General features: G+C 66.3%; 20 protein-coding genes. 14 read left to right on the top strand and 6 right to left on the bottom strand.

Annotated features, from left to right (window positions below; all coding sequences use genetic code 11):
* Nucleotides 1–16 precede the first annotated feature (16 nt).
* Complete coding sequence (locus tag KH389_RS24030) at nt 17–679, bottom strand: class I SAM-dependent methyltransferase (protein WP_054916423.1); 663 nt, start codon at nt 677–679, stop codon at nt 17–19.
* A complete protein-coding gene (locus KH389_RS24025) occupies nt 676–1,122 on the bottom strand; it encodes a YbaY family lipoprotein (RefSeq protein ID WP_043861898.1) in 447 nt (148 codons plus the stop codon). The genes KH389_RS24030 and KH389_RS24025 overlap by 4 nt, the downstream gene beginning before the upstream one ends.
* A gap of 108 nt (nt 1,123–1,230) precedes the next feature.
* On the opposite strand from KH389_RS24025, the gene nrdR reads away from it, so the two are divergent.
* The 11 genes from nrdR to KH389_RS23970 all read left to right on the top strand — a co-directional run bounded on the left by nrdR (nt 1,231) and on the right by KH389_RS23970 (nt 9,103).
* The gene (gene nrdR, locus KH389_RS24020; RefSeq protein ID WP_043861897.1) at nt 1,231–1,695 is read left to right on the top strand and encodes a transcriptional regulator NrdR; all 465 of its coding nucleotides are present in this window, start codon (nt 1,231–1,233) and stop codon (nt 1,693–1,695) included.
* Nucleotides 1,692–2,828: a bifunctional diaminohydroxyphosphoribosylaminopyrimidine deaminase/5-amino-6-(5-phosphoribosylamino)uracil reductase RibD gene (ribD, locus tag KH389_RS24015; protein ID WP_213606395.1), complete on the top strand. Its 1,137-nt coding sequence runs from the start codon at nt 1,692–1,694 to the stop codon at nt 2,826–2,828. The genes nrdR and ribD overlap by 4 nt, the downstream gene beginning before the upstream one ends.
* 43 nt (nt 2,829–2,871) lie before the next feature.
* Nucleotides 2,872–3,534, top strand: coding sequence for a riboflavin synthase (locus tag KH389_RS24010; protein ID WP_043861895.1), 663 nt, complete (start codon nt 2,872–2,874; stop codon nt 3,532–3,534).
* A gap of 18 nt (nt 3,535–3,552) precedes the next feature.
* Entirely contained in the window at nt 3,553–4,644 is a 1,092-nt protein-coding gene (ribBA, locus tag KH389_RS24005) for a bifunctional 3,4-dihydroxy-2-butanone-4-phosphate synthase/GTP cyclohydrolase II (protein WP_043861894.1), read from the top strand.
* A 90-nt stretch (nt 4,645–4,734) separates the two neighbouring features.
* Nucleotides 4,735–5,211, top strand: a complete 477-nt coding sequence (ribH, locus tag KH389_RS24000; protein ID WP_043861893.1) for a 6,7-dimethyl-8-ribityllumazine synthase — start codon at nt 4,735–4,737, stop codon at nt 5,209–5,211.
* The gene (gene nusB, locus KH389_RS23995) at nt 5,208–5,708 is read left to right on the top strand and encodes a transcription antitermination factor NusB (RefSeq protein WP_043861892.1); all 501 of its coding nucleotides are present in this window, start codon (nt 5,208–5,210) and stop codon (nt 5,706–5,708) included. Before ribH ends, nusB begins: the two co-directional genes overlap by 4 nt.
* A gap of 18 nt (nt 5,709–5,726) precedes the next feature.
* Nucleotides 5,727–6,680 carry a thiamine-phosphate kinase gene (gene thiL, locus KH389_RS23990; RefSeq protein ID WP_213606394.1) on the top strand — a complete coding sequence of 318 codons (954 nt, stop codon included), beginning with the start codon at nt 5,727–5,729 and terminating at the stop codon, nt 6,678–6,680.
* A 9-nt stretch (nt 6,681–6,689) separates the two neighbouring features.
* Nucleotides 6,690–7,193: a phosphatidylglycerophosphatase A family protein gene (locus KH389_RS23985; RefSeq protein ID WP_043861890.1), complete on the top strand. Its 504-nt coding sequence runs from the start codon at nt 6,690–6,692 to the stop codon at nt 7,191–7,193.
* A 13-nt stretch (nt 7,194–7,206) separates the two neighbouring features.
* Nucleotides 7,207–8,001, top strand: coding sequence for a substrate-binding periplasmic protein (locus KH389_RS23980; RefSeq protein WP_078481663.1), 795 nt, complete (start codon nt 7,207–7,209; stop codon nt 7,999–8,001).
* Nucleotides 8,002–8,069: 68 nt separating this feature from the next.
* A complete protein-coding gene (gene ribA, locus KH389_RS23975; RefSeq protein WP_043861888.1) occupies nt 8,070–8,687 on the top strand; it encodes a GTP cyclohydrolase II in 618 nt (205 codons plus the stop codon).
* Nucleotides 8,684–9,103, top strand: a complete 420-nt coding sequence (locus tag KH389_RS23970) for an MFS transporter (RefSeq protein WP_213606392.1) — start codon at nt 8,684–8,686, stop codon at nt 9,101–9,103. Before ribA ends, KH389_RS23970 begins: the two co-directional genes overlap by 4 nt.
* Nucleotides 9,104–9,165: 62 nt before the next feature.
* Here the strand turns inward: KH389_RS23970 and dxs are convergent, their stop codons facing one another.
* From dxs to KH389_RS23955, 3 genes are all read right to left on the bottom strand, one after another.
* Nucleotides 9,166–11,064 carry a 1-deoxy-D-xylulose-5-phosphate synthase gene (dxs, locus tag KH389_RS23965; protein WP_104571877.1) on the bottom strand — a complete coding sequence of 633 codons (1,899 nt, stop codon included), beginning with the start codon at nt 11,062–11,064 and terminating at the stop codon, nt 9,166–9,168.
* A 152-nt stretch (nt 11,065–11,216) separates the two neighbouring features.
* Nucleotides 11,217–12,104, bottom strand: coding sequence for a (2E,6E)-farnesyl diphosphate synthase (gene ispA, locus KH389_RS23960; RefSeq protein WP_043861885.1), 888 nt, complete (start codon nt 12,102–12,104; stop codon nt 11,217–11,219).
* A complete protein-coding gene (locus KH389_RS23955; RefSeq protein ID WP_043861884.1) occupies nt 12,101–12,343 on the bottom strand; it encodes an exodeoxyribonuclease VII small subunit in 243 nt (80 codons plus the stop codon). The genes ispA and KH389_RS23955 overlap by 4 nt, the downstream gene beginning before the upstream one ends.
* Before the next feature lie 244 nt (nt 12,344–12,587).
* On the opposite strand from KH389_RS23955, the gene KH389_RS23950 reads away from it, so the two are divergent.
* From KH389_RS23950 to KH389_RS23940, 3 genes are read left to right on the top strand one after another with little or no spacing between them, the layout of a single operon-like run.
* Nucleotides 12,588–13,991, top strand: coding sequence for an MBOAT family O-acyltransferase (locus tag KH389_RS23950; protein WP_244988659.1), 1,404 nt, complete (start codon nt 12,588–12,590; stop codon nt 13,989–13,991).
* Nucleotides 13,978–15,144 carry an SGNH/GDSL hydrolase family protein gene (locus KH389_RS23945; protein WP_054916419.1) on the top strand — a complete coding sequence of 389 codons (1,167 nt, stop codon included), beginning with the start codon at nt 13,978–13,980 and terminating at the stop codon, nt 15,142–15,144. The genes KH389_RS23950 and KH389_RS23945 overlap by 14 nt, the downstream gene beginning before the upstream one ends.
* 2 nt (nt 15,145–15,146) lie before the next feature.
* Complete coding sequence (locus KH389_RS23940; protein WP_043861881.1) at nt 15,147–16,355, top strand: SGNH/GDSL hydrolase family protein; 1,209 nt, start codon at nt 15,147–15,149, stop codon at nt 16,353–16,355.
* A 244-nt stretch (nt 16,356–16,599) separates the two neighbouring features.
* Here KH389_RS23940 and KH389_RS23935 read toward each other — a convergent pair whose 3' ends face one another.
* Nucleotides 16,600–17,685 carry a dienelactone hydrolase family protein gene (locus KH389_RS23935; RefSeq protein ID WP_173925035.1) on the bottom strand — a complete coding sequence of 362 codons (1,086 nt, stop codon included), beginning with the start codon at nt 17,683–17,685 and terminating at the stop codon, nt 16,600–16,602.
* Between the last annotated feature and the right edge of the window lie 26 nt (nt 17,686–17,711).

The raw sequence follows: 17,711 nt of genomic DNA, 5'->3' as shown, positions 1-17,711 counted from the left end.
TCCTTGAATGGCAACACTATAAAGCGCTGCGGCTGGCGTGGTACAGGCTCACCTGGCGGAATTCGTGGGGTTCGGCCAGGTCTGGCAGGGTCAGGGCGTGCAGGGTGTCGAGCTGGCGGTACAGGGGGTGACGGAAGTCGCGCACCCGCGAGTCGGCCACCAGCGCCTGGTGCCCGCGGCTGAGAAACGCATCGAGCAGCGGCAGGTTGGCGCGGTCGTAGAGCACATCGGCCACCAGCACCAGGTCGAAGCGGTCGGCCTCGGCGAAGAAATCGCTGGAGTAGCCCAACTGCACCTGGTTGAGCGCGGCATTCGCGCGGCTTGCCTGCAGCGCCAGCGGGTCGAGGTCGCAGGCCACCACTTCAAGCGCCCCGGCGCGGGCGGCGGCGATGCCGGCAATGCCCGAGCCTGCGCCGAAGTCCAGCACGCGTTTGCCGGCCACCCACTCGGGGCGGGCGGCCAGGTAGCGCGCCATGGCCAGGCCGCTGGCCCAGCAGAAGGCCCAGTAGGGCGGCTCGTGCAGGATGCGCCGGGTTTCCTCGGGGCTGAACGCGCGGTCCATGTTGTGCGCATCGATCAGCCACAGCTTGAGGTCGCAGGCCGGCAGCTCGCTGACCACCAGCCGTGCGTCCCCCAGCAGCCCGCTCAACGCCTGTTGCAGGTGGATCGGCGCGGTCACGGCGCTTTTTCGAGGCGCAGCGGGCCGGTGGCCTGGGTTTGCGGGCTGCTGACCGCCACAGGTTGCAGGTGCAGGATCAGCTGCCCGGACTGGCTGGCACGCCCGCGCAGCTCCACCCGCGCACCGGCAGGGAACGCCTCGGGGTTGAAACGCAGCTGGAACGGCAGGTCCTGGCCGTTGGCGTCCAGGTTGCTGCTGGCCAGCAGGCGTTGCGGGCGGCCGCGCGGGTCGACCACCAGCAGCGCCAGCTCGACCTCGGCGCCCGACGGGATGCCGAGCAGGGTGCCGCTGATTTCACGCTGGTAGGCCGGCAGCGGGCCCAGGGCCACAGGTTGCTTGGCCGCTACCGGGGCCTTGGGGGCCAGCACCGGCTTGGGTTCATCGCTGCTGCAGGCGGCCAGCAGGGCGGCAAAACTGAGCACAACGAGCGCTCTAAAGGGCATGATCAATTCCTTCGGGGGGATATTTCCTCACTGGATGGTAACTGCTTTGGCTTGTCTTGCCAGTGGGATGCGCTACCATGACCCTCCCTTTTTTTGTTGCCTGCCACCATGCACTGTCCCTTCTGCGGTGCCAACGACACCAAGGTCATCGACTCGCGACTGGTTGCCGAGGGCGAACAAGTGCGCCGTCGCCGCGAATGCGTGGCCTGCGGTGAGCGCTTCACCACCTTCGAAACCGCCGAACTGGTGCTGCCGCGCCTGATCAAGACCGACGGCAGCCGCCAGCCCTTCGACGAAGAAAAACTGCGCGCCGGCATGCAGCGGGCGCTGGAAAAGCGCCCGGTGAGCGTCGAGCGCCTCGAAGCGGCGCTGGCCCACATCAAGCACAAGCTGCGCGCCACCGGCGAGCGCGAGGTCAAGTCGCTGGTCGTCGGCGAACTGGTGATGGCCGAGCTGCAAAAGCTCGACGAAGTGGCCTACATCCGCTTCGCCTCGGTGTACCGTCGCTTCCAGGACCTGGACGAATTTCGTGAAGAAATCGACCGCCTGGCGCGCGAGCCTTCCAAGCAATGAGCCTGCCCAGCGAACGCGACGTGCTCGACGCCCACTACATGGCCCGTGCGCTGGAACTGGCGCGCAAGGGTCTCTATTCCACCCATCCCAACCCGCGGGTCGGTTGCGTGATCGTGCGTGACGGGCAGGTGGTCGGCGAAGGCTGGCACGTGCGCACCGGCGAACCGCATGCCGAGGTGCACGCGCTGCGCCAGGCCGGCGAGCTGGCCCGTGGCGCCTGTGCCTATGTGACCCTGGAGCCGTGCAGCCACCACGGGCGCACGCCGCCGTGTGCCGAGGCGCTGGTCAAGGCCGGTGTGGCGCGGGTGGTGGCGGCCATGCAGGACCCCAACCCGCAAGTGGCGGGGCAGGGGCTCAAGCGCCTGGCCGACGTCGGTATCGAGGTTGCCAGCGGTGTGCTGGAGGCCGAGGCCCGCGCACTCAACCCGGGCTTTCTGAAACGCATGGAACACGGCCTGCCCTTTGTGCGGGTCAAACTGGCGATGAGCCTGGACGGGCGCACCGCCATGGCCAGTGGCGAGAGCCAGTGGATCACCGGCCCGGCCGCACGCTCGGCGGTGCAGCGTCTGCGCGCGCGCTCCAGCGTGGTGCTGACCAGCGCCCAGAGCGTGCTGGCCGACAACGCGCGCATGACCGTGCGCGCCGACGAGCTTGGGCTGGACGCCGACAGCACCGCCCTGGCGATGGCCCGCCCACCGTTGCGCGTGCTCATCGACGGGCGCCTGCGCCTGCCGCTGACGGCGCCGTTCTTCCTGGCCGGCCCGGTGCTGGTGGTGACGGCCGCCGCGCCAGTTGCGCAGTACGCCCAGGCCGGCCATGACCTGCTGAGCCTGCCCGGCACCGACGGGCACGTCGACCTGCCCGCGCTGCTGCGCGAACTGGCCCGGCGTGGTGCCAGCGAGGTGCTGGTGGAGGCCGGCCCGGGCCTGGCCGGTGCCTTCGCGCAACAGGGCCTGGTGGACGAATACCAGCTCTTCATCGCTGCCAAGTTTCTCGGCTCCAGTGCCCGCCCATTGCTCGATTGGCCCCTGGCCAGAATGAGCGAAGCGCAGGCCCTCAACATCACCGACATGCGCGCCGTAGGCGATGACTGGCGAGTCACTGCCATTCCTGTGCCTGCGCCCGGCGTATAATTCGCGGCCTGCGCCTTGCGCGACCCGTTCTGAAGGAGGACTCATGTTCACCGGCATCATCGAATCCATCGGCAGCATCCGTTCACTCACCCCCAAAGGCGGCGACGTGCGCGTGTATGTCGAAACCGGCAAGCTCGACCTGGGCGACGTGAAACTGGGCGACAGCATCGCCGTCAACGGCGTGTGCCTGACCGCCGTCGAACTGCCTGGCGACGGTTTCTGGGCTGACGTCAGCCGCGAAACCCTCGACTGCACCGCCTTTGCCGACTTCAAGGTAGGCAGCCGGGTCAACCTGGAAAAGGCCCTGACCCCCAGTAGCCGCCTGGGCGGCCACCTGGTCAGCGGCCACGTCGACGGTGTCGGCGAAGTCATCTCGCGCAGCGATAACGCCCGCGCCATCCAGTTCCGCCTGCGCGCGCCGGCCGAGCTGGCCAAGTACATCGCCCACAAGGGCTCGATCACCGTCGATGGCACCAGCCTCACGGTCAACCAGGTCGATGGCGCCGAGTTCGAGCTGACCATCGTGCCGCACACCCTCGCTGAAACCATCATGGCCGACTACCGCACCGGGCGTCGGGTTAACCTTGAGGTCGACCTGCTGGCCCGTTACCTGGAGCGTCTGCTGCTGGGCGACAAGGCCGCCGAGCCGGGCAAGGGTGGCATCACCGAAAGTTTCCTGGCCGCCAACGGCTACCTGAAATCCTGATTTAGAAGGGGGTGCCGCGTGGCGCTCAACAGCATCGAAGAACTGGTCGAAGACATTCGCCAGGGCAAAATGGTCATCCTGATGGATGACGAAGACCGCGAGAACGAAGGCGACCTGATCATGGCCGCCGAGTGCTGCAAGGCCGAACACATCAACTTCATGGCCAAGCACGCCCGTGGCCTGATCTGCATGCCGATGTCGCGCGAGCGCTGCGAGCTGCTCAAGCTGCCGCTGATGGCCCCGCGCAACGGCTCGGGCTTCGGCACCAAGTTCACCGTTTCGATCGAAGCTGCCGAAGGCGTCACCACCGGTATCTCCGCCGCCGACCGCGCGCGCACCGTGCAGGCCGCCGCCGCCCGGGACGCCAAGGCCGAAGACATCGTCAGCCCGGGCCACATCTTCCCGCTGATGGCCCAGCCCGGCGGTACCCTGGCCCGTGCCGGCCACACCGAGGCGGCCTGCGACCTGGCGCGCATGGCCGGTTTCGAGCCGAGCGGGGTGATCTGCGAGGTGATGAACGACGACGGCACCATGTCGCGTCGCGCCGAGCTGGAAGTGTTCGCCGCCGAGCACAACATCAAGATCGGCACCATCGCCGACCTGATCCACTATCGCATGATCCACGAACGTACCATTCAGCGGATTTCCGAGCAGCCGCTGGACAGCGAACTGGGTCAGTTCAACCTGGTGACCTACCGCGATTCGGTCGAAGGCGACGTGCACATGGCCCTGACCCTGGGCAAGATCTGCGCCGAGGAACCGACCCTGGTGCGGGTGCACAACATGGACCCGCTGCGCGACCTGCTGCTGGTCAAGCAGCCCGGCCGCTGGAGCCTGCGCGCCGCGATGAGCGCCGTGGCAGAGGCCGGCAGCGGCGTGGTGCTGCTGCTCGGACACCCGCTGGACGGCGACGTGCTGCTGGCGCATATCCGCGAAAGCGCCGACAGCAGCCAGGTCAAGACACCCACCACCTACAGCACCGTGGGTGCCGGTTCGCAGATTCTGCGCGACCTGGGCGTACGCAAGATGCGCCTGATGAGTTCGCCAATGAAGTTCAATGCGATATCCGGATTCGATCTGGAAGTTGTAGAATACGTGCCCTCCGAATAAAGCAGGGGCTGGTTTCCCGCTGTTGATCCGGAACAAAACTCCCACAGGCCGCACCGTTGCGGCCTGGCTCTTTAAGATGAGAACCCCGCAATGTCCCTGAAGACCATCGAAGGTACCTTCATTGCCCCCAAAGGTCGCTATGCTTTGGTGGTTGGCCGCTTCAACAGCTTCGTCGTCGAAAGCCTGGTAAGCGGTGCCGTTGATGCCCTGGTTCGCCACGGCGTGAGCGAAAGCGACATCACCATCATCCGTGCACCGGGTGCGTTCGAGATTCCGCTGGTGGCACAGAAGGTCGCCCAGCAGAGCGAATACGCCGCGATCATCGCCCTGGGCGCCGTGATCCGTGGTGGCACCCCGCACTTCGAATACGTGGCGGGCGAATGCACCAAGGGCCTGGCCCAGGTGTCCATGGAGTTCGGCGTGCCGGTTGCCTTCGGTGTCCTGACCGTCGATTCGATCGAACAGGCCATCGAGCGTTCCGGCACCAAGGCCGGCAACAAGGGCGCCGAAGCGGCCCTGTCCGCCCTGGAAATGGTCAGCCTGCTGGCGCAGTTGGAGGCCAAGTGATTAGCGACGAAAGCGATCGTTTCAACCCGCGCGATCCAAAACCTGCGGATGCTGGCAAGCCCTCCAAGAGTGCCAAGCGTCGCGAAGCCCGCAAGCTCGCGACCCAGGCGCTGTACCAGTGGCACATGGCCAAGCACTCGCTGAACGAGATCGAAGCGCAGTTCCGGGTCGATAACGATTTCACCGATGTCGACGGTGCCTACTTCCGCGAGATCCTGCACGGCGTGCCGGCGATCAAGGAAGAAATCGACAAGGCCCTCGCGCCTTGCCTGGACACCGTGCTCGAAGAGCTCGATCCGGTCGAGCTGTCGGTGCTGCGCCTGTCCACCTGGGAGCTGATCAAGCGGGTCGACGTGCCTTATCGCGTGGTCATCAACGAAGGTATCGAGCTGGCCAAGGTGTACGGCGCCACTGACGGGCACAAGTTCGTCAACGGTGTGCTCGACAAGCTCGCACCGCGGCTGCGCGAAGCCGAAGTGAAGGCGTTCAAGCGCTGATTGCGGCGCTGCCTGCCCATGGGTGAATTCGAGCTGATCCGCCACTACTTCGCCGCCGCGCCCTGTGCGCAGGCCGGCGACGGGGTCGCCCTGGGGATCGGCGACGATTGCGCCCTGCTGGCGCTACCGGCCGGCGAGCAACTGGCCGTGTCCACCGACACGCTGGTGGCCGGGGTGCATTTCCCGGCTGTGTGCGAACCGTTCCTGCTCGGCCAGCGCTCGCTGGCGGTGGCTGCCAGTGACCTGGCAGCCATGGGCGCCACCCCCGTGGCCTTTACCCTTGCCCTGACCCTGCCGACGGTTCACGCCGATTGGCTGAAGGCCTATGCCCAGGGTCTGAACCTGATGGCCCGACAATGCGGCCTGAGCCTGGTAGGCGGGGACACCACCCATGGGCCGCTGAGCCTGACCATGACCGTGTTCGGCCGCGTGCCTGCCGGCCAGGCCCTGACGCGCAGCGGTGCGCGGCCTGGTGACCTGGTGTGTGTCGGCGGTGAGCTGGGCAACGCTGCCGGGGCCTTGCCGCTGGTGCTTGGCGAACGCGAGGCGGCGGTGGCGCTGGCCGAGCCGCTGCTGGCGCACTACTGGTCGCCGCCACCGCAACTGGCGCTGGGTCAGGCGCTGCGAGGCAAGGCCAGCGCGGCGCTGGATATCTCCGATGGCCTGCTGGCCGATTGCGGACACATTGCCACGGCCTCGGGCGTGTCGATTGTGCTGTCGCTCGAACAGCTGCCGCTGGGTACGGCGCTGCAGGGCCTGCTGGGCCTGGAAGGTGCGCGACAGGCCGCGCTCACCGGTGGCGACGACTACGTGATTGCCTTCACCTTGCCCCCCGCGCACCTGGCCGGCCTGCAGGCTGCCGGCTGGCCGGTGCACGTGGTCGGTCGGGTGGAGGCGGGCAGCGGCGTCAGCCTGCGTGACCACGCCGGGGCGGACATCACCCCGCGCACGCGGGGTTATCAACATTTTTAGGGAGACACCGTGACCGATCACCCCAATCAGGTGCCGGCAGAAAACGTGCCGCCTTCAGTCTGGCGCAACCCCTGGCATTTTCTGGCCTTCGGCTTCGGCTCCGGCACCCTGCCCAAGGCGCCGGGCACCTGGGGTTCGCTGGTGGCCGTGCCGTTCATCCCGCTGTGGCAGATGCTGCCCGACTGGGGCTACTGGCTGATGCTGGGGCTGACCATGCTGTTCGGCGTATGGTTGTGCGGCAAGGTCGCCGACGACCTGGGCGTGCATGACCACGAGGGCATCGTCTGGGACGAGATGGTCGGCATGTGGATAACCCTCTGGCTGGTACCGGAAGGTTGGCTATGGTTGTTGGCAGGCTTTCTGATGTTCCGCTTCTTCGACATACTCAAGCCGTGGCCGATCCGCTGGATCGACCGGCATGTGCATGGCGGTTTCGGCATCATGTTCGATGACGTGCTGGCCGGCGTGTTCGCCTGGTTGGGCATGCAGGCGCTGGTGTGGAGTTTCACCTGAAGGGAGTGGCCTGATGCGCGCATGGCGAGTGTTGCTGCTGGTGTTGGCGCTGGGTGGCGGCATCGCCTGGGCTGGCGAGCCGACCGCGTTGCCGCAGGAGGTGCGCCTGGCCAGCGAGATCTGGCCGGACTACACCGACGTCGAAGGGCGCGGCATGGCCTGGGACGTGCTGCGCAAGGTGTTCGAGCCGGCGGGGGTCAAGGTGCTCGCCATCAGCGTGCCCTACAGCCGCGCCGTGGGCCTGGTCAAGCGCGCCGAGGCCGATGCCTGGGTCGGCTCTTACGAGCAGGAAAGCAACGACTACCTCTACCCGCGCAACGCCTTCGACCAGGACCATATCTACGCCCTGGGCCTGGCCAGCCTGCCGGTGCCGAGCGCCGCCACCATCGGCCGCTACAAGCTCTCCTGGGTGCGTGGCTACGAGTACCAGCGCTACCTGCCCGATGTGAAGGAGTTTCGCGAGGTGCAGCGGCGCGACGGCATCCTGCCGATGCTCGAACTCAAGCGCGTGGACTTCTACATCGATGCCCAGACCGAGGTGGACTACGTGTACAACCAGGCCCGTGACAAGGCCCGGTTCCGCCGCACCCACATCGCCGAGTTGCCGTTGTACCTGGCCTTTGCCAGGACCGAGCAGGCCTGTGCGCTCCGGGCGCTGTTCGATCGGCGCATGGACGAACTGATCGCCAGCGGTGAATTGCGCGAGATCTTCGAGCGCTGGCAGCAGCCGTATCCGTTCCCGATTCCGGGCAGGGCGCACGTGCCAGCATCTAACTTCTCGATCTGTTTGCCCAAGAATTCAGCCTAAGCACCTGCCTTACGCTGCTGTTACAATCGGCGCACATCAAATTTCACGTTATTGATCAGGAGCACAAGGTGCCCGTCGTCTTTGTTGCCGCTTCCAAGCTGCCCACCCCCTTTGCCACGTTCACCATGCATGGTTTTCTCGACGAAGCCACCGGCCGCGAGCACGTTGTGCTCAGCCTGGGTGATGTAGCCGATGGCGAGCCGGTACTGGGGCGCCTGCATTCCGAATGCCTGACCGGCGATGCGCTGTTCAGCCAGCGCTGCGACTGTGGTTCGCAGCTGGAGGCCGCTCTGCAGGCCATTGCCCGCGAAGGCCGTGGCGTGCTGCTGTATCTGCGTCAGGAGGGCCGTGGCATCGGCCTGCTGAACAAGATTCGCGCCTACGAACTGCAGGACGGCGGCGCCGACACCGTCGAGGCCAACGAGCGCCTGGGCTTTGCCGCCGACCAGCGTGACTACGCCATGTGCCAGCCGATGCTCGAGCACCTGGGCGTCACGTCATTGCGCCTGATGACCAACAACCCGCGCAAGGTAAAAGCCCTCACCGCCATGGGCATTGCGGTAGCCGAGCGCGTGCCGCTGCACACCGGGCACAATCCGCATAACAAGCACTACCTGGCCACCAAGGCCGGCAAGCTCGGCCACATGATGGGCAACGAGCACCAGGGCGAGGCCGGTCGGGCGTGACCCGCGGCCAGGTCAAGCGGCGGCTGGCGTTCGCCTGGTGGCAGTTCTTCGCGCTTGCCCTGGCGCCGCTGCTGGTGTTCGGCTGGGCGTTCGGGGGCAGTGTGGCGCGTGTCCCGCTGCTGGTGATGCCGGTGTTTCTGGCCGGGCTGGCCTCGATGTTCTTCAGCCTGCCGCGTTTCAGCGCCTACAAGCGTGCATTGATTGCCACTGAAAAGGCGCTGAACAGCGCTGAAGAGCCGGCGGCCTGGATAGAGCTGGCGCGGGTTCGCCGTGTGTCGATGCTGTTTGCCTGCCTGCCGGCGTGGGTGGCCGCACTGTCGGTATTCGTGGGCCTGGAGGGAGTGCCGCAGATTCTGCTGGCCATCGCCAGCGTGGTGATCCTTTACCTGTACCGGGTACCGCGTCAGCTGGGCTGATGCGCCTTTCGCCAGCCAGGCTGGCTCCTGCAGGCAGGAGCCAGCCTGGCTGGCGAAAGGGTCTAAAGGCCCAGCAGTTGGCTCCGCTGACGCACCGAAGCCTCGATCCCGGCAGCATCCAGCCCGCATTCGGCCAGCATTTGCGCCGGCTTGGCATGCTCGACGTACACATCCGGCAAGCCCAGGTGCAGCATCGGCTTGAGCACGCCTTCAGCGCTCAGGAACTCGCTGACCGCAGAGCCGGCGCCGCCCATGATGGCGTTCTCTTCGATGGTCACCAGCAGGTCATGGCTGCCAGCCAGCTCGCGCACCAGCGCTTCATCCAGCGGCTTGACGAAACGCATGTCGACCACGGTTGCATCCAGGTTTTCGGCCACCTTCAGCGCTTCTGCCAGTTGCACACCGAACACCAGCAGGGCGACCTTGCTGCCCTGGCGGCGAATCACGCCCTTGCCGATCTCCAGCGGCTCAAGGTCGCCGTCGATCGTCGCGTTCGGCCCGCTGCCACGCGGGTAGCGCACGGCGGCAGGGCCGTTGTACAGGTGCCCGGTGCTGAGCATCTTGCGCAGCTCGTTCTCGTCGCTGGGGGTCATCACCAGCATGCCGGGGATGCAGCGCAGGAACGACAGGTCGAAGCTGCCGGCGTGGGTCGGGCCGTCTTCGCCCACCAGGCCGGCGCGGTCGATGGCGAACAGCACGTCGAGGTTCTGCACCGCCACGTCATGGATCAGCTGGTCGTAGGCGCGCTGCAGGAAGGTCGAATAGATCGCCACCACCGGCTTGGCGCCCTCGCAGGCCATGCCCGCCGCCAGCGTCACCGCGTGCTGCTCGGCAATCGCCACGTCGAAGTAGCGCTCGGGGTAGCGTTCGCTGAACGCCACCAGGTCCGAGCCTTCCTTCATGGCGGGGGTGATGCCCACCAGGCGCTGGTCGGCGGCGGCCATGTCGCACAGCCACTGGCCGAACACCGCCGAGTACTTCGGCCCGGCGGCCTTTTTCGGCGCGGTGGCCGGGGCGTCCAGCGGTTCGAGCTTGGTGATCGCGTGGTAGCCGATCGGGTCGACCTCGGCCGGGGCGAAACCCTTGCCCTTCTTGGTCACCACGTGCAGGAACTGCGGCCCCTTGAGGTCGCGCATGTTGCGCAGGGTGGCGATCAGGGTAGGCAGGTCGTGGCCGTCGATGGGGCCGATGTAGTTCCAGCCCAGCTCTTCGAACAGGGTGCCGGGCACCAGCATGCCCTTGGCATACTCTTCGGTGCGGCGGGCGATCTCCCAGGCGCCGGGCAGGCGCGACAGCACCTTCTTGCTGCCCTCGCGCATGCTTGCATAGGTGCGGCTGGAGAGGATCTTGGCCAGGTAGTTGGACAGGCCGCCGACATTGCGCGAAATCGACATGTCGTTGTCGTTGAGGATCACCAGCATGTCGGCGTTGACTTCCTGGGCGTGGTTCAACGCCTCGAAGGCCATGCCGGCGGTGAGCGCGCCGTCACCGATCACTGCAATCGACTTGCGTGCCTGGTTCTGCAGGCGGGCGGCGATGGCCATGCCCAGCGCGGCGCTGATCGAGGTGCTGGAGTGCCCGACGCCAAAGGTGTCGTACTCGCTCTCGACGCGGCGCGGGAAGGCGGCCAGGCCGTCCTTTTGACGCAGGCTGTGCATGCGTTCGCGCCGACCCGTGAGGATCTTGTGCGGATACGCCTGGTGGCCCACATCCCACACCAGCCGGTCGTCCGGCGTGTCGAAGACGTAGTGCAGGGCGATCGTCAGTTCGATGACGCCCAGGCCGGCACCGAAGTGCCCGCCGGTCTGGCCGACGCTATAGAGCAGCTCCTGGCGCAGTTCGTCGGCCAGTTTCTCCAGGTCGGCTTCGGCCAGACGACGCAGGCCGGCTGGCGTATCGGCACGGTCAAGCAGCGGCGTGACCGGGCGTTCGCGGGGGATCTCTTGAAACGTCGTGGGCATCAGGCGAATCGTTATAGGTGTGATGAGGCGGCAGTTTACCTTATTGCGGTGAAGGCTGCCCATTGAGGTATGTGGTGTGCGTTTCGCCGGCAATGCCGGCTCCTACAGGGTTCGATGCAGGAGCCGGCATTGCCGGCGAAGGGCCGCTGCCGTCAACTGCGGCGTTCGACGATGTACCGCGCCAACGCCCGCAGCGGCTCGGCCTTGTCATCGAACCCAGCCAGCGCTGCCAGCGCCTGGTCGCGCAGTTCCAGCGCGTAGGCCTTGGCGGCTTCGAGCCCCAGCAATGCCGGGTAGGTCGGCTTGTCGCGGGCGATATCTGCGCCCTGGCGCTTGCCCAGGGTCGCGGTATCGCTCTCGACATCCAGGATGTCGTCCTGCACCTGGAACGCCAGGCCGATGGCCTGGGCATACTGCTGCAAGGCCGCAAGCGTCTGGGCATCGGCCCGCGCGCTGGCCAGGGCGCCGACCTTGACGCTGGTTTCGATCAGCGCGCCGGTCTTGTGCCGGTGCATGTATTCCAGCGCGGTCTGATCGAGCTTGAGCCCCACCGAGCCCAGGTCGATGGCCTGGCCACCGACCATGCCGGCGGGGCCGGCGCCCTGGGCCACGGCCTGCACCATGGCCAGGCGAATGGCATCGCTCTGCGGGCTCAGGCGCGGGTCGAGCAGGGCGCTGAAGGCCAGGCTCTGCAAGCCGTCGCCGGCCAGGATCGCGCAGGCCTCGTCGAATTTCTTGTGGGTGGTGGGCTGGCCGCGACGCAGGTCGTCGTCGTCCATTGCCGGCAGGTCGTCATGCACCAGCGAATAGGCGTGGATCAGCTCGACTGCGCAGGCGGCGCCGTCGGCATCGCTGCTGGCGCCACCCAGCGCCTCGCAGGCGGCATAGGCCAGCAGCGGGCGTACCCGCTTGCCGCCGTTCATCACGCTGTAGCGCATGGCGGCATACAGGCGCTCGAGTTCGCTCGAGGGGGCGTGGAACAGGGTTTCCAGCGCGGCATCCACCTGGGCCTGGCAACGGGCCTGGTAGGCGGCAATCATTCCGGCTGTTCCGCGTCGAACGGCTCGGCGCGCAACTCGCCGTCGCGCTCCAGCAGCACCTGGACCTTCTGCTCGGCCTGGGTCAGGGCGCTCTGGCAATCGCGGGTCAGGCCGATGCCTTGCTCGAAGGCGGTCAGCGAGTCTTCCAGCGACAGTTCGCCGTTCTCCAGGCGTTCGACCAGCGCTTGCAGGTCGGCAAGGGATTGCTCGAAGTCAATGGCAGCTTTTTTTCGGGCCATGGCGGCTGTCTCTGGTGGCGGTTTGAACGGCGCGACACTAGCAGAGCAGGGCAGGGGGAGCAAATCAGCGCCTGTGATCTTTCGTCGCATTCTGTTGCATAAATGCCGTGGGAACAGGCTTGATTTTCCTGCACTGCTTGCATTGTGGGGGCTCACTGCTGTCTGCCATAATCGCGCCCGCTCTGCGCCGCGGGTTGTATCCGGGTCAGGGTCCCCCCTTCCATGTCGCGTAATGGACTACGTTGTGAGCTTTCTTTCGATCGAGTTCGGCCTCTGCTTCACTCTGTTTTTCGCGGTCTACTGGAGCCTTTGCTGGAGCGTTCGCCTGCAGAACGTCCTGCTGCTGGCGGGCAGCTATGCGCTGGTCGCAAGCTTCAGCCTCGATTCGCTGTACATCCTGCTCGGCTACACCCTGCTGGTCTACCTGCTGGGGCTGTTCAGCGCGCGATATCCCGGACGGCGCTTCACCTACCTGATGGTGTTGCTGCTGGTGCTGGGCTGCTTCTATGTCTTCAAGTACCAGGAATTCTTCGTGGGGGGCGTGCAGGCCGCGCTGGCCGACCTGGGCCTGGACGTCTCGCTGCCGGTGCTGGAGGTGCTGCTGCCGATCGGGCTGTCGTTCTACACCTTCCATTCGGTCAGCTACCTGGTGTCGATCAACCGCGGTGAAATGGCCCCGGCCGCGCCGCTGGACCTGGCCCTGTACCTGGCCTTCTTTCCCAGCCTGGTGGCCGGCCCGGTCAACCGCGCCGCGCACATGCTGCCGCAGATTCGCCCGGCGCAGATCCGCCAGGTGCTGGAGCCGCAACGGGCGCTGGGGCTGATTGCGCTGGCGGTGGTCAAGCTGTTCTTCTTCAGTGCCTGGCTGGGCAGCGAGTGGGTCGACCCGGTGTTCGAGACCCCAAGCGGCTTCAGCGCCGAGCAACTGCTGCTGAGCGTGTACGGTTACAGCCTGCTGATCTACCTGAACTTCAGCGGCTACACCAACCTGGTGACCGGCGTGGCGCTGCTGCTGGGCTTTCGCCTGCCGGCCAACTTCAATGCGCCCTACGCGGCCCGCAACCTCAAGGAGTTCTGGGGGCGCTGGCACATCAGCCTGTCGACCTTCATTCGCGACTACGTGTACATCCCGCTGGGCGGCAACCGCCAGGGCGTGTGGCGCGGCAACCTGAACATGCTGCTGGCGATGCTGGTTTCCGGCCTGTGGCACGGCGCGAGCCTCAACTTCATCATCTGGGGTGCGCTGCACGGCGTGGGGCTGGCGCTGTACAAGGCCTCAACCTACGTGCTGCCACAACCGATGCGCTGGCCGGGCGCGGATGTGCTGGCGCGCCTGCTGACCTTCCACTACGTCGCCTTCGCCTGGATCTTCTTTCGCTGCGCGAGCCTGGATGATGCGCTGGACATGCTCGGCGGCATCGCCGGCCTGAGCCTGGGCGGGCTGTTGAGCCCCACCGGCCTGCTGTTGCTGGGCTGCGTGCTGTACATCGCGGTGTACCCGCAGGTGCTGGCGCTGCTGCGCCAGGGTTTTGCCGCCAGCAGCCGGCTGCCCTGGCAGCTCTACCCGATCCCGCTGGGGCTGTTCGTGTCGTTGGTCATCTTCGCTTCGCAATCGGGCGTGCCGGGGTTCATCTATGCAAGCTTCTAGTACCGGTCAGCTGTTCAAGACGCAAATGGGCGCGGCCAAGGTGCTGTACGCGATCTTGGTCACCACCTTGCTGCTGTTCTGGCTGAACCAGAACTCCATCAGCCTGTACTGCCAGCAGAAGTACCACCAGAGCTGCGAGCTGCCCTGGGTAGGGCAGAGCCAGGCGTGGCGCCTGGGCGGCAACCTGACCCAGGCCCTGGGGGATGCGCGCAGCAGCTTCATCGACAGCCTGGAGCGCCAGACCCTGCTGGCCCAGGCCGAGGGCGTGCCGACGGTCGAGCTGCCGCCCAGTATGCCGGTGGTGCTGGTCGACCTGGCGCAGCCGCATGCCAAGGCGCCGGCGCCTGCCAAGGTACCGGTGGTGGCGCCGACACCTGCGGCCAGGCCCCCTGCAGTGCAGCCAGCGACAGTGCCGCCGGTTGTGGCGCAGGCGCCCGCCGCGCAACCGGTCAAGGTGGCGGCGCAACCGCTGGTGCCGGGGCAGCCGCCCAAGGCCGTGAGCCTGGCGGCTGGCGACGAAGTGTTCCTGGTGGGCGACTCGCTGATGCAGGGCGTGGCGCCGCACCTGGCCAACACCTTGCTCAAGCGCTACCAGATCAAGAGCGTCAACCTCAGCCGCCAGAGCACGGGCCTGGCGTACCCCGGTTTTTTCAACTGGCCGCAGACGGTGTCCGACACGCTGCAGAATCACCCCAACATCCGCCTGATGGTGGTGTTCCTGGGCCCGAACGACCCATGGGACATGCCCGAGTCCAAGGGCAAGCCGTTCCTGCGTTTCAAATCGCCTGAGTGGGAGGCGCTGTACCGCAAGCGCATCGACCGGATCCTGGACGAGGCCCGCGCTCACAATGTGCAGGTGATCTGGGTCGGCCCGCCCAACATGCAAAAGCCCAGGTTGTCGACGGCCATGGCCTATCTCAGCGGGCTGTATGAAAGCCAGGCGCAGCTGTACCAGCAGCATTACGTGTCGGCCAACGGCGTGCTCGGTTACCAGGCCGACGAGTTCTCCTATACCCTGCAGAACAGCCAGGGCAAACGGGTCAAGACCCGTGTCGACGACGGCATCCACTTCACCACCACGGGCCAGAAGCTGATCGCCGAGCAGGTACTGTCGATGATCGCCTTCCCGGGCCTGACCGTAACGGGACACTGAGCATGCGCCGAGCGCACAACATCCTGGTGCTGGCGGCGCTGATCTGCGCGCTGCCGGGCTGCAGCCCGGTGGCGGCGGTCAACGCGCCGGCCGCGCGCCCCCTCGCCGTGCAGCAGAAGGCGACCGGCAGCCGTGACGGCAACCTTGCGGTGCTGGCCGGCAAGCTGCGCACCTCCAGTCGCACACCGGTCAATATCGTGCAATTTGGAGATTCGCACACTGCCGCCGACCTGTTCAGCGGCGAGATGCGTCGCCTGCTGCAGTCGCAGTACGGCGATGGCGGCATAGGCTTTGTGGCGGCGACACCGGTACCTGGCACGCGCTACGACAACCTGATCCTCAAGACGGCCAGGCGCCAGTGGGAGCTGGTGTCGGCGCGCAACCAGCAAAGCACCCAGTTCCCGCTGGGGGGCTACCTGTCGGTACCGCTGGCAGCAAACCCGAGCGTGCGCCTGGAGGCGCGCGAACCCAGTGCCCAGCGCTACCGTATCTCGGCCCTGTACCAGGCGCGGGAGAACAGCAGCCTTACCGCCCGTGGCGGGCAGAACGCGGCGCGCCGCGTGATGCTGGCCGCAAGCAACGGGCAGTGGCGCTTCAGCCCGCCGCTCAACAGCATCAGCCTGCCGGTGGACATGAGCCTGAATGCCCACCCGGGCACGGTGCTGGGTGGCTGGTACATCCAGGGCCAGAAGAACGCCGGGGTGACCTATTCGGCCCTGGGCATCAATGGTGCGCGGCTGGAGGTGCAGGACAAATGGCAGGCTGGCTGGCAGGAAAACCTCAAGGCCCTGCGCCCGGACCTGATCATTCTGGCCTATGGCACCAACGAGGCGTTCGACAACACCCTGGACATGGCCAAGTACCGTGACCAGTTGCGCCGTACCGTGGCCCAGCTCAAGCGGGTGCAGCCACGGGCGGTGATCCTGCTGGTGGGGCCTTCGGACTCGATCAAGCAGCGTGGCGCGCGCACCTGCGCGACGCGGCGCCCGCAGTCGTTGCCGCAGGTGGTGCAGATCCAGCGCCAGGTGGCACGCCAGGCCAACGTGCTGTTCTGGGACTGGCAGGCCTACATGGGCGGGGAGTGCTCGATTGCGCGGTGGCAGGCAGAGGGGCTGGCGCGAGGCGACCTGGTGCACCTGACAGCTGATGGCTATCGCAAGAGTGCGTCGGGGCTGTATGACTACCTGCGGGGGCAGTTGGGGCTGCGTTGAGGCAAAAAAAAGAGGGGCTGTATCGGTGTCGGGATTGGCTTGCGGCGCCCCGGTGCATCGATAACAGCCCCCCAGCTTCGAGCCACAGGGGCGTCGAACTCAGGTGCAAGCATAGAATGGTTTTTTGGGGCCTGCTGTAGGACTTTTGGACAGATCTCGAAGGGTTCTTCGTCAGCATGGCTGACTCCTGCCGTTTATCCCAACCCTGCAGGAGCCAGCCTTGCTGGCGAAAGCCGCGCTGTAGTCAGCCCGCCGGGGTCAGCCCCAACGCGTAATCGAGGTACCCGCGATACGCCGTTTCCCAGTCATCCTGGAAGGTGTGCCCGGCCGGGTGTTCGTGGCTTTGCACCGGGTTGCTGCCTTCGAACGCCTTTTGCGTGGTTGCGGTCAGTTCCAGGTTGCTCGAATGCTCCTTGGCGCCGTGCACGATCACGATGCGCTTGTCCTTGGCCTTCTGCACGGCGAATGGAATGCGAAAGCCGCCCGGCGACAGCAGTACCGCGCCGCTGTAATGCTGCGGGTATTCGGCGATCAGGTGCGCCGCATGTTCGGCGCCCTGGGAAAAGCCGATCAGCGCCACGTTCGAGCGGTCGATGCGGGTCTGCTTTTCCAGGGCCTTGAGCGCGGCCGCCACGGCTTTCTCGGTCGGCTCGACCGAGTGTTGCTGCCACATGAACTGGCCCTCGTCGCGCTTGAGCGTGCCGTTCACGCCCACCAGTACGGCGCGTTCGCCCACCAGCTCTTCACGCATGCGAATGCCCTTGCTGCCTTCGGTGCCGTAGCCGGACAACCACACCACCACCGGCCAGCCGCCGGCCGGGGCCTTGCCTTCGGGGATGCTGAACGCCGCCGCACCGGCATCCTTGGCCTGTTTGGCGTAGTTGGCCTCGGCGCTCTGCAGCAGTTTCTTGTAGGCCGGTGCGTCCTTCATGCCCTCCAGCTCGTCGTCGTCACGCAGGATCACGGCCTGCCAGAAACCGCGCTCGCGGGCCTGGTCGAGCAGGTCGCCAGCCAGATCGAACTTCTCCATCGAGGCCAGGGCGGCGCCGGCCTGGTAGGACGCATAGGCGTTCTTCGGGTCCAGGCGTGCGGCCGTCAGGTAATAGGCCAGGGCGCCAGCCATGTTGTCGTGCTCGCTTTTCTCCTTGTCGCCGGCATCGATGAATTCCTGTGCGTCGGCATCGTTCAGGTAGAGGTTGGCCATGCCGGCCAGGCCCTGCCAGCGGCCCTTGGCAACGGCCTCGTCTTCGTCGGCGAAGCTGGCGGTGGCGGTAAGGCTCAGGGCGGTGAACAGGCTGAGGGTGGCAAAGTGCAGACGAGGAGATGTCATGAACGACAAGACCGAGAGTCCTTTTT

Source organism: Pseudomonas qingdaonensis, assembly GCF_018398475.1.
In the GTDB taxonomy this organism is placed as follows: domain Bacteria; phylum Pseudomonadota; class Gammaproteobacteria; order Pseudomonadales; family Pseudomonadaceae; genus Aquipseudomonas; species Aquipseudomonas palmensis.
The sequence above is the reverse complement of the archived record's forward strand: the minus strand, read 5'-3'. Positions and strand labels throughout refer to the sequence as shown.

Coding starts and splice junctions, on each gene's coding strand:
- KH389_RS24025 (WP_043861898.1), bottom strand. CDS start 1,122: ATGCCCTTTAGAGCGCTCGTTGTGCTCAGTTTTGCCGCCCTGCTGGCC.
- nrdR (WP_043861897.1), top strand. CDS start 1,231: ATGCACTGTCCCTTCTGCGGTGCCAACGACACCAAGGTCATCGACTCG.
- ribD (WP_213606395.1), top strand. CDS start 1,692: ATGAGCCTGCCCAGCGAACGCGACGTGCTCGACGCCCACTACATGGCC.
- KH389_RS24010 (WP_043861895.1), top strand. CDS start 2,872: ATGTTCACCGGCATCATCGAATCCATCGGCAGCATCCGTTCACTCACC.
- ribH (WP_043861893.1), top strand. CDS start 4,735: ATGTCCCTGAAGACCATCGAAGGTACCTTCATTGCCCCCAAAGGTCGC.
- thiL (WP_213606394.1), top strand. CDS start 5,727: ATGGGTGAATTCGAGCTGATCCGCCACTACTTCGCCGCCGCGCCCTGT.
- KH389_RS23980 (WP_078481663.1), top strand. CDS start 7,207: ATGCGCGCATGGCGAGTGTTGCTGCTGGTGTTGGCGCTGGGTGGCGGC.
- dxs (WP_104571877.1), bottom strand. CDS start 11,064: ATGCCCACGACGTTTCAAGAGATCCCCCGCGAACGCCCGGTCACGCCG.
- ispA (WP_043861885.1), bottom strand. CDS start 12,104: ATGATTGCCGCCTACCAGGCCCGTTGCCAGGCCCAGGTGGATGCCGCG.
- KH389_RS23955 (WP_043861884.1), bottom strand. CDS start 12,343: ATGGCCCGAAAAAAAGCTGCCATTGACTTCGAGCAATCCCTTGCCGAC.
- KH389_RS23945 (WP_054916419.1), top strand. CDS start 13,978: ATGCAAGCTTCTAGTACCGGTCAGCTGTTCAAGACGCAAATGGGCGCG.
- KH389_RS23940 (WP_043861881.1), top strand. CDS start 15,147: ATGCGCCGAGCGCACAACATCCTGGTGCTGGCGGCGCTGATCTGCGCG.
- KH389_RS23935 (WP_173925035.1), bottom strand. CDS start 17,685: ATGACATCTCCTCGTCTGCACTTTGCCACCCTCAGCCTGTTCACCGCC.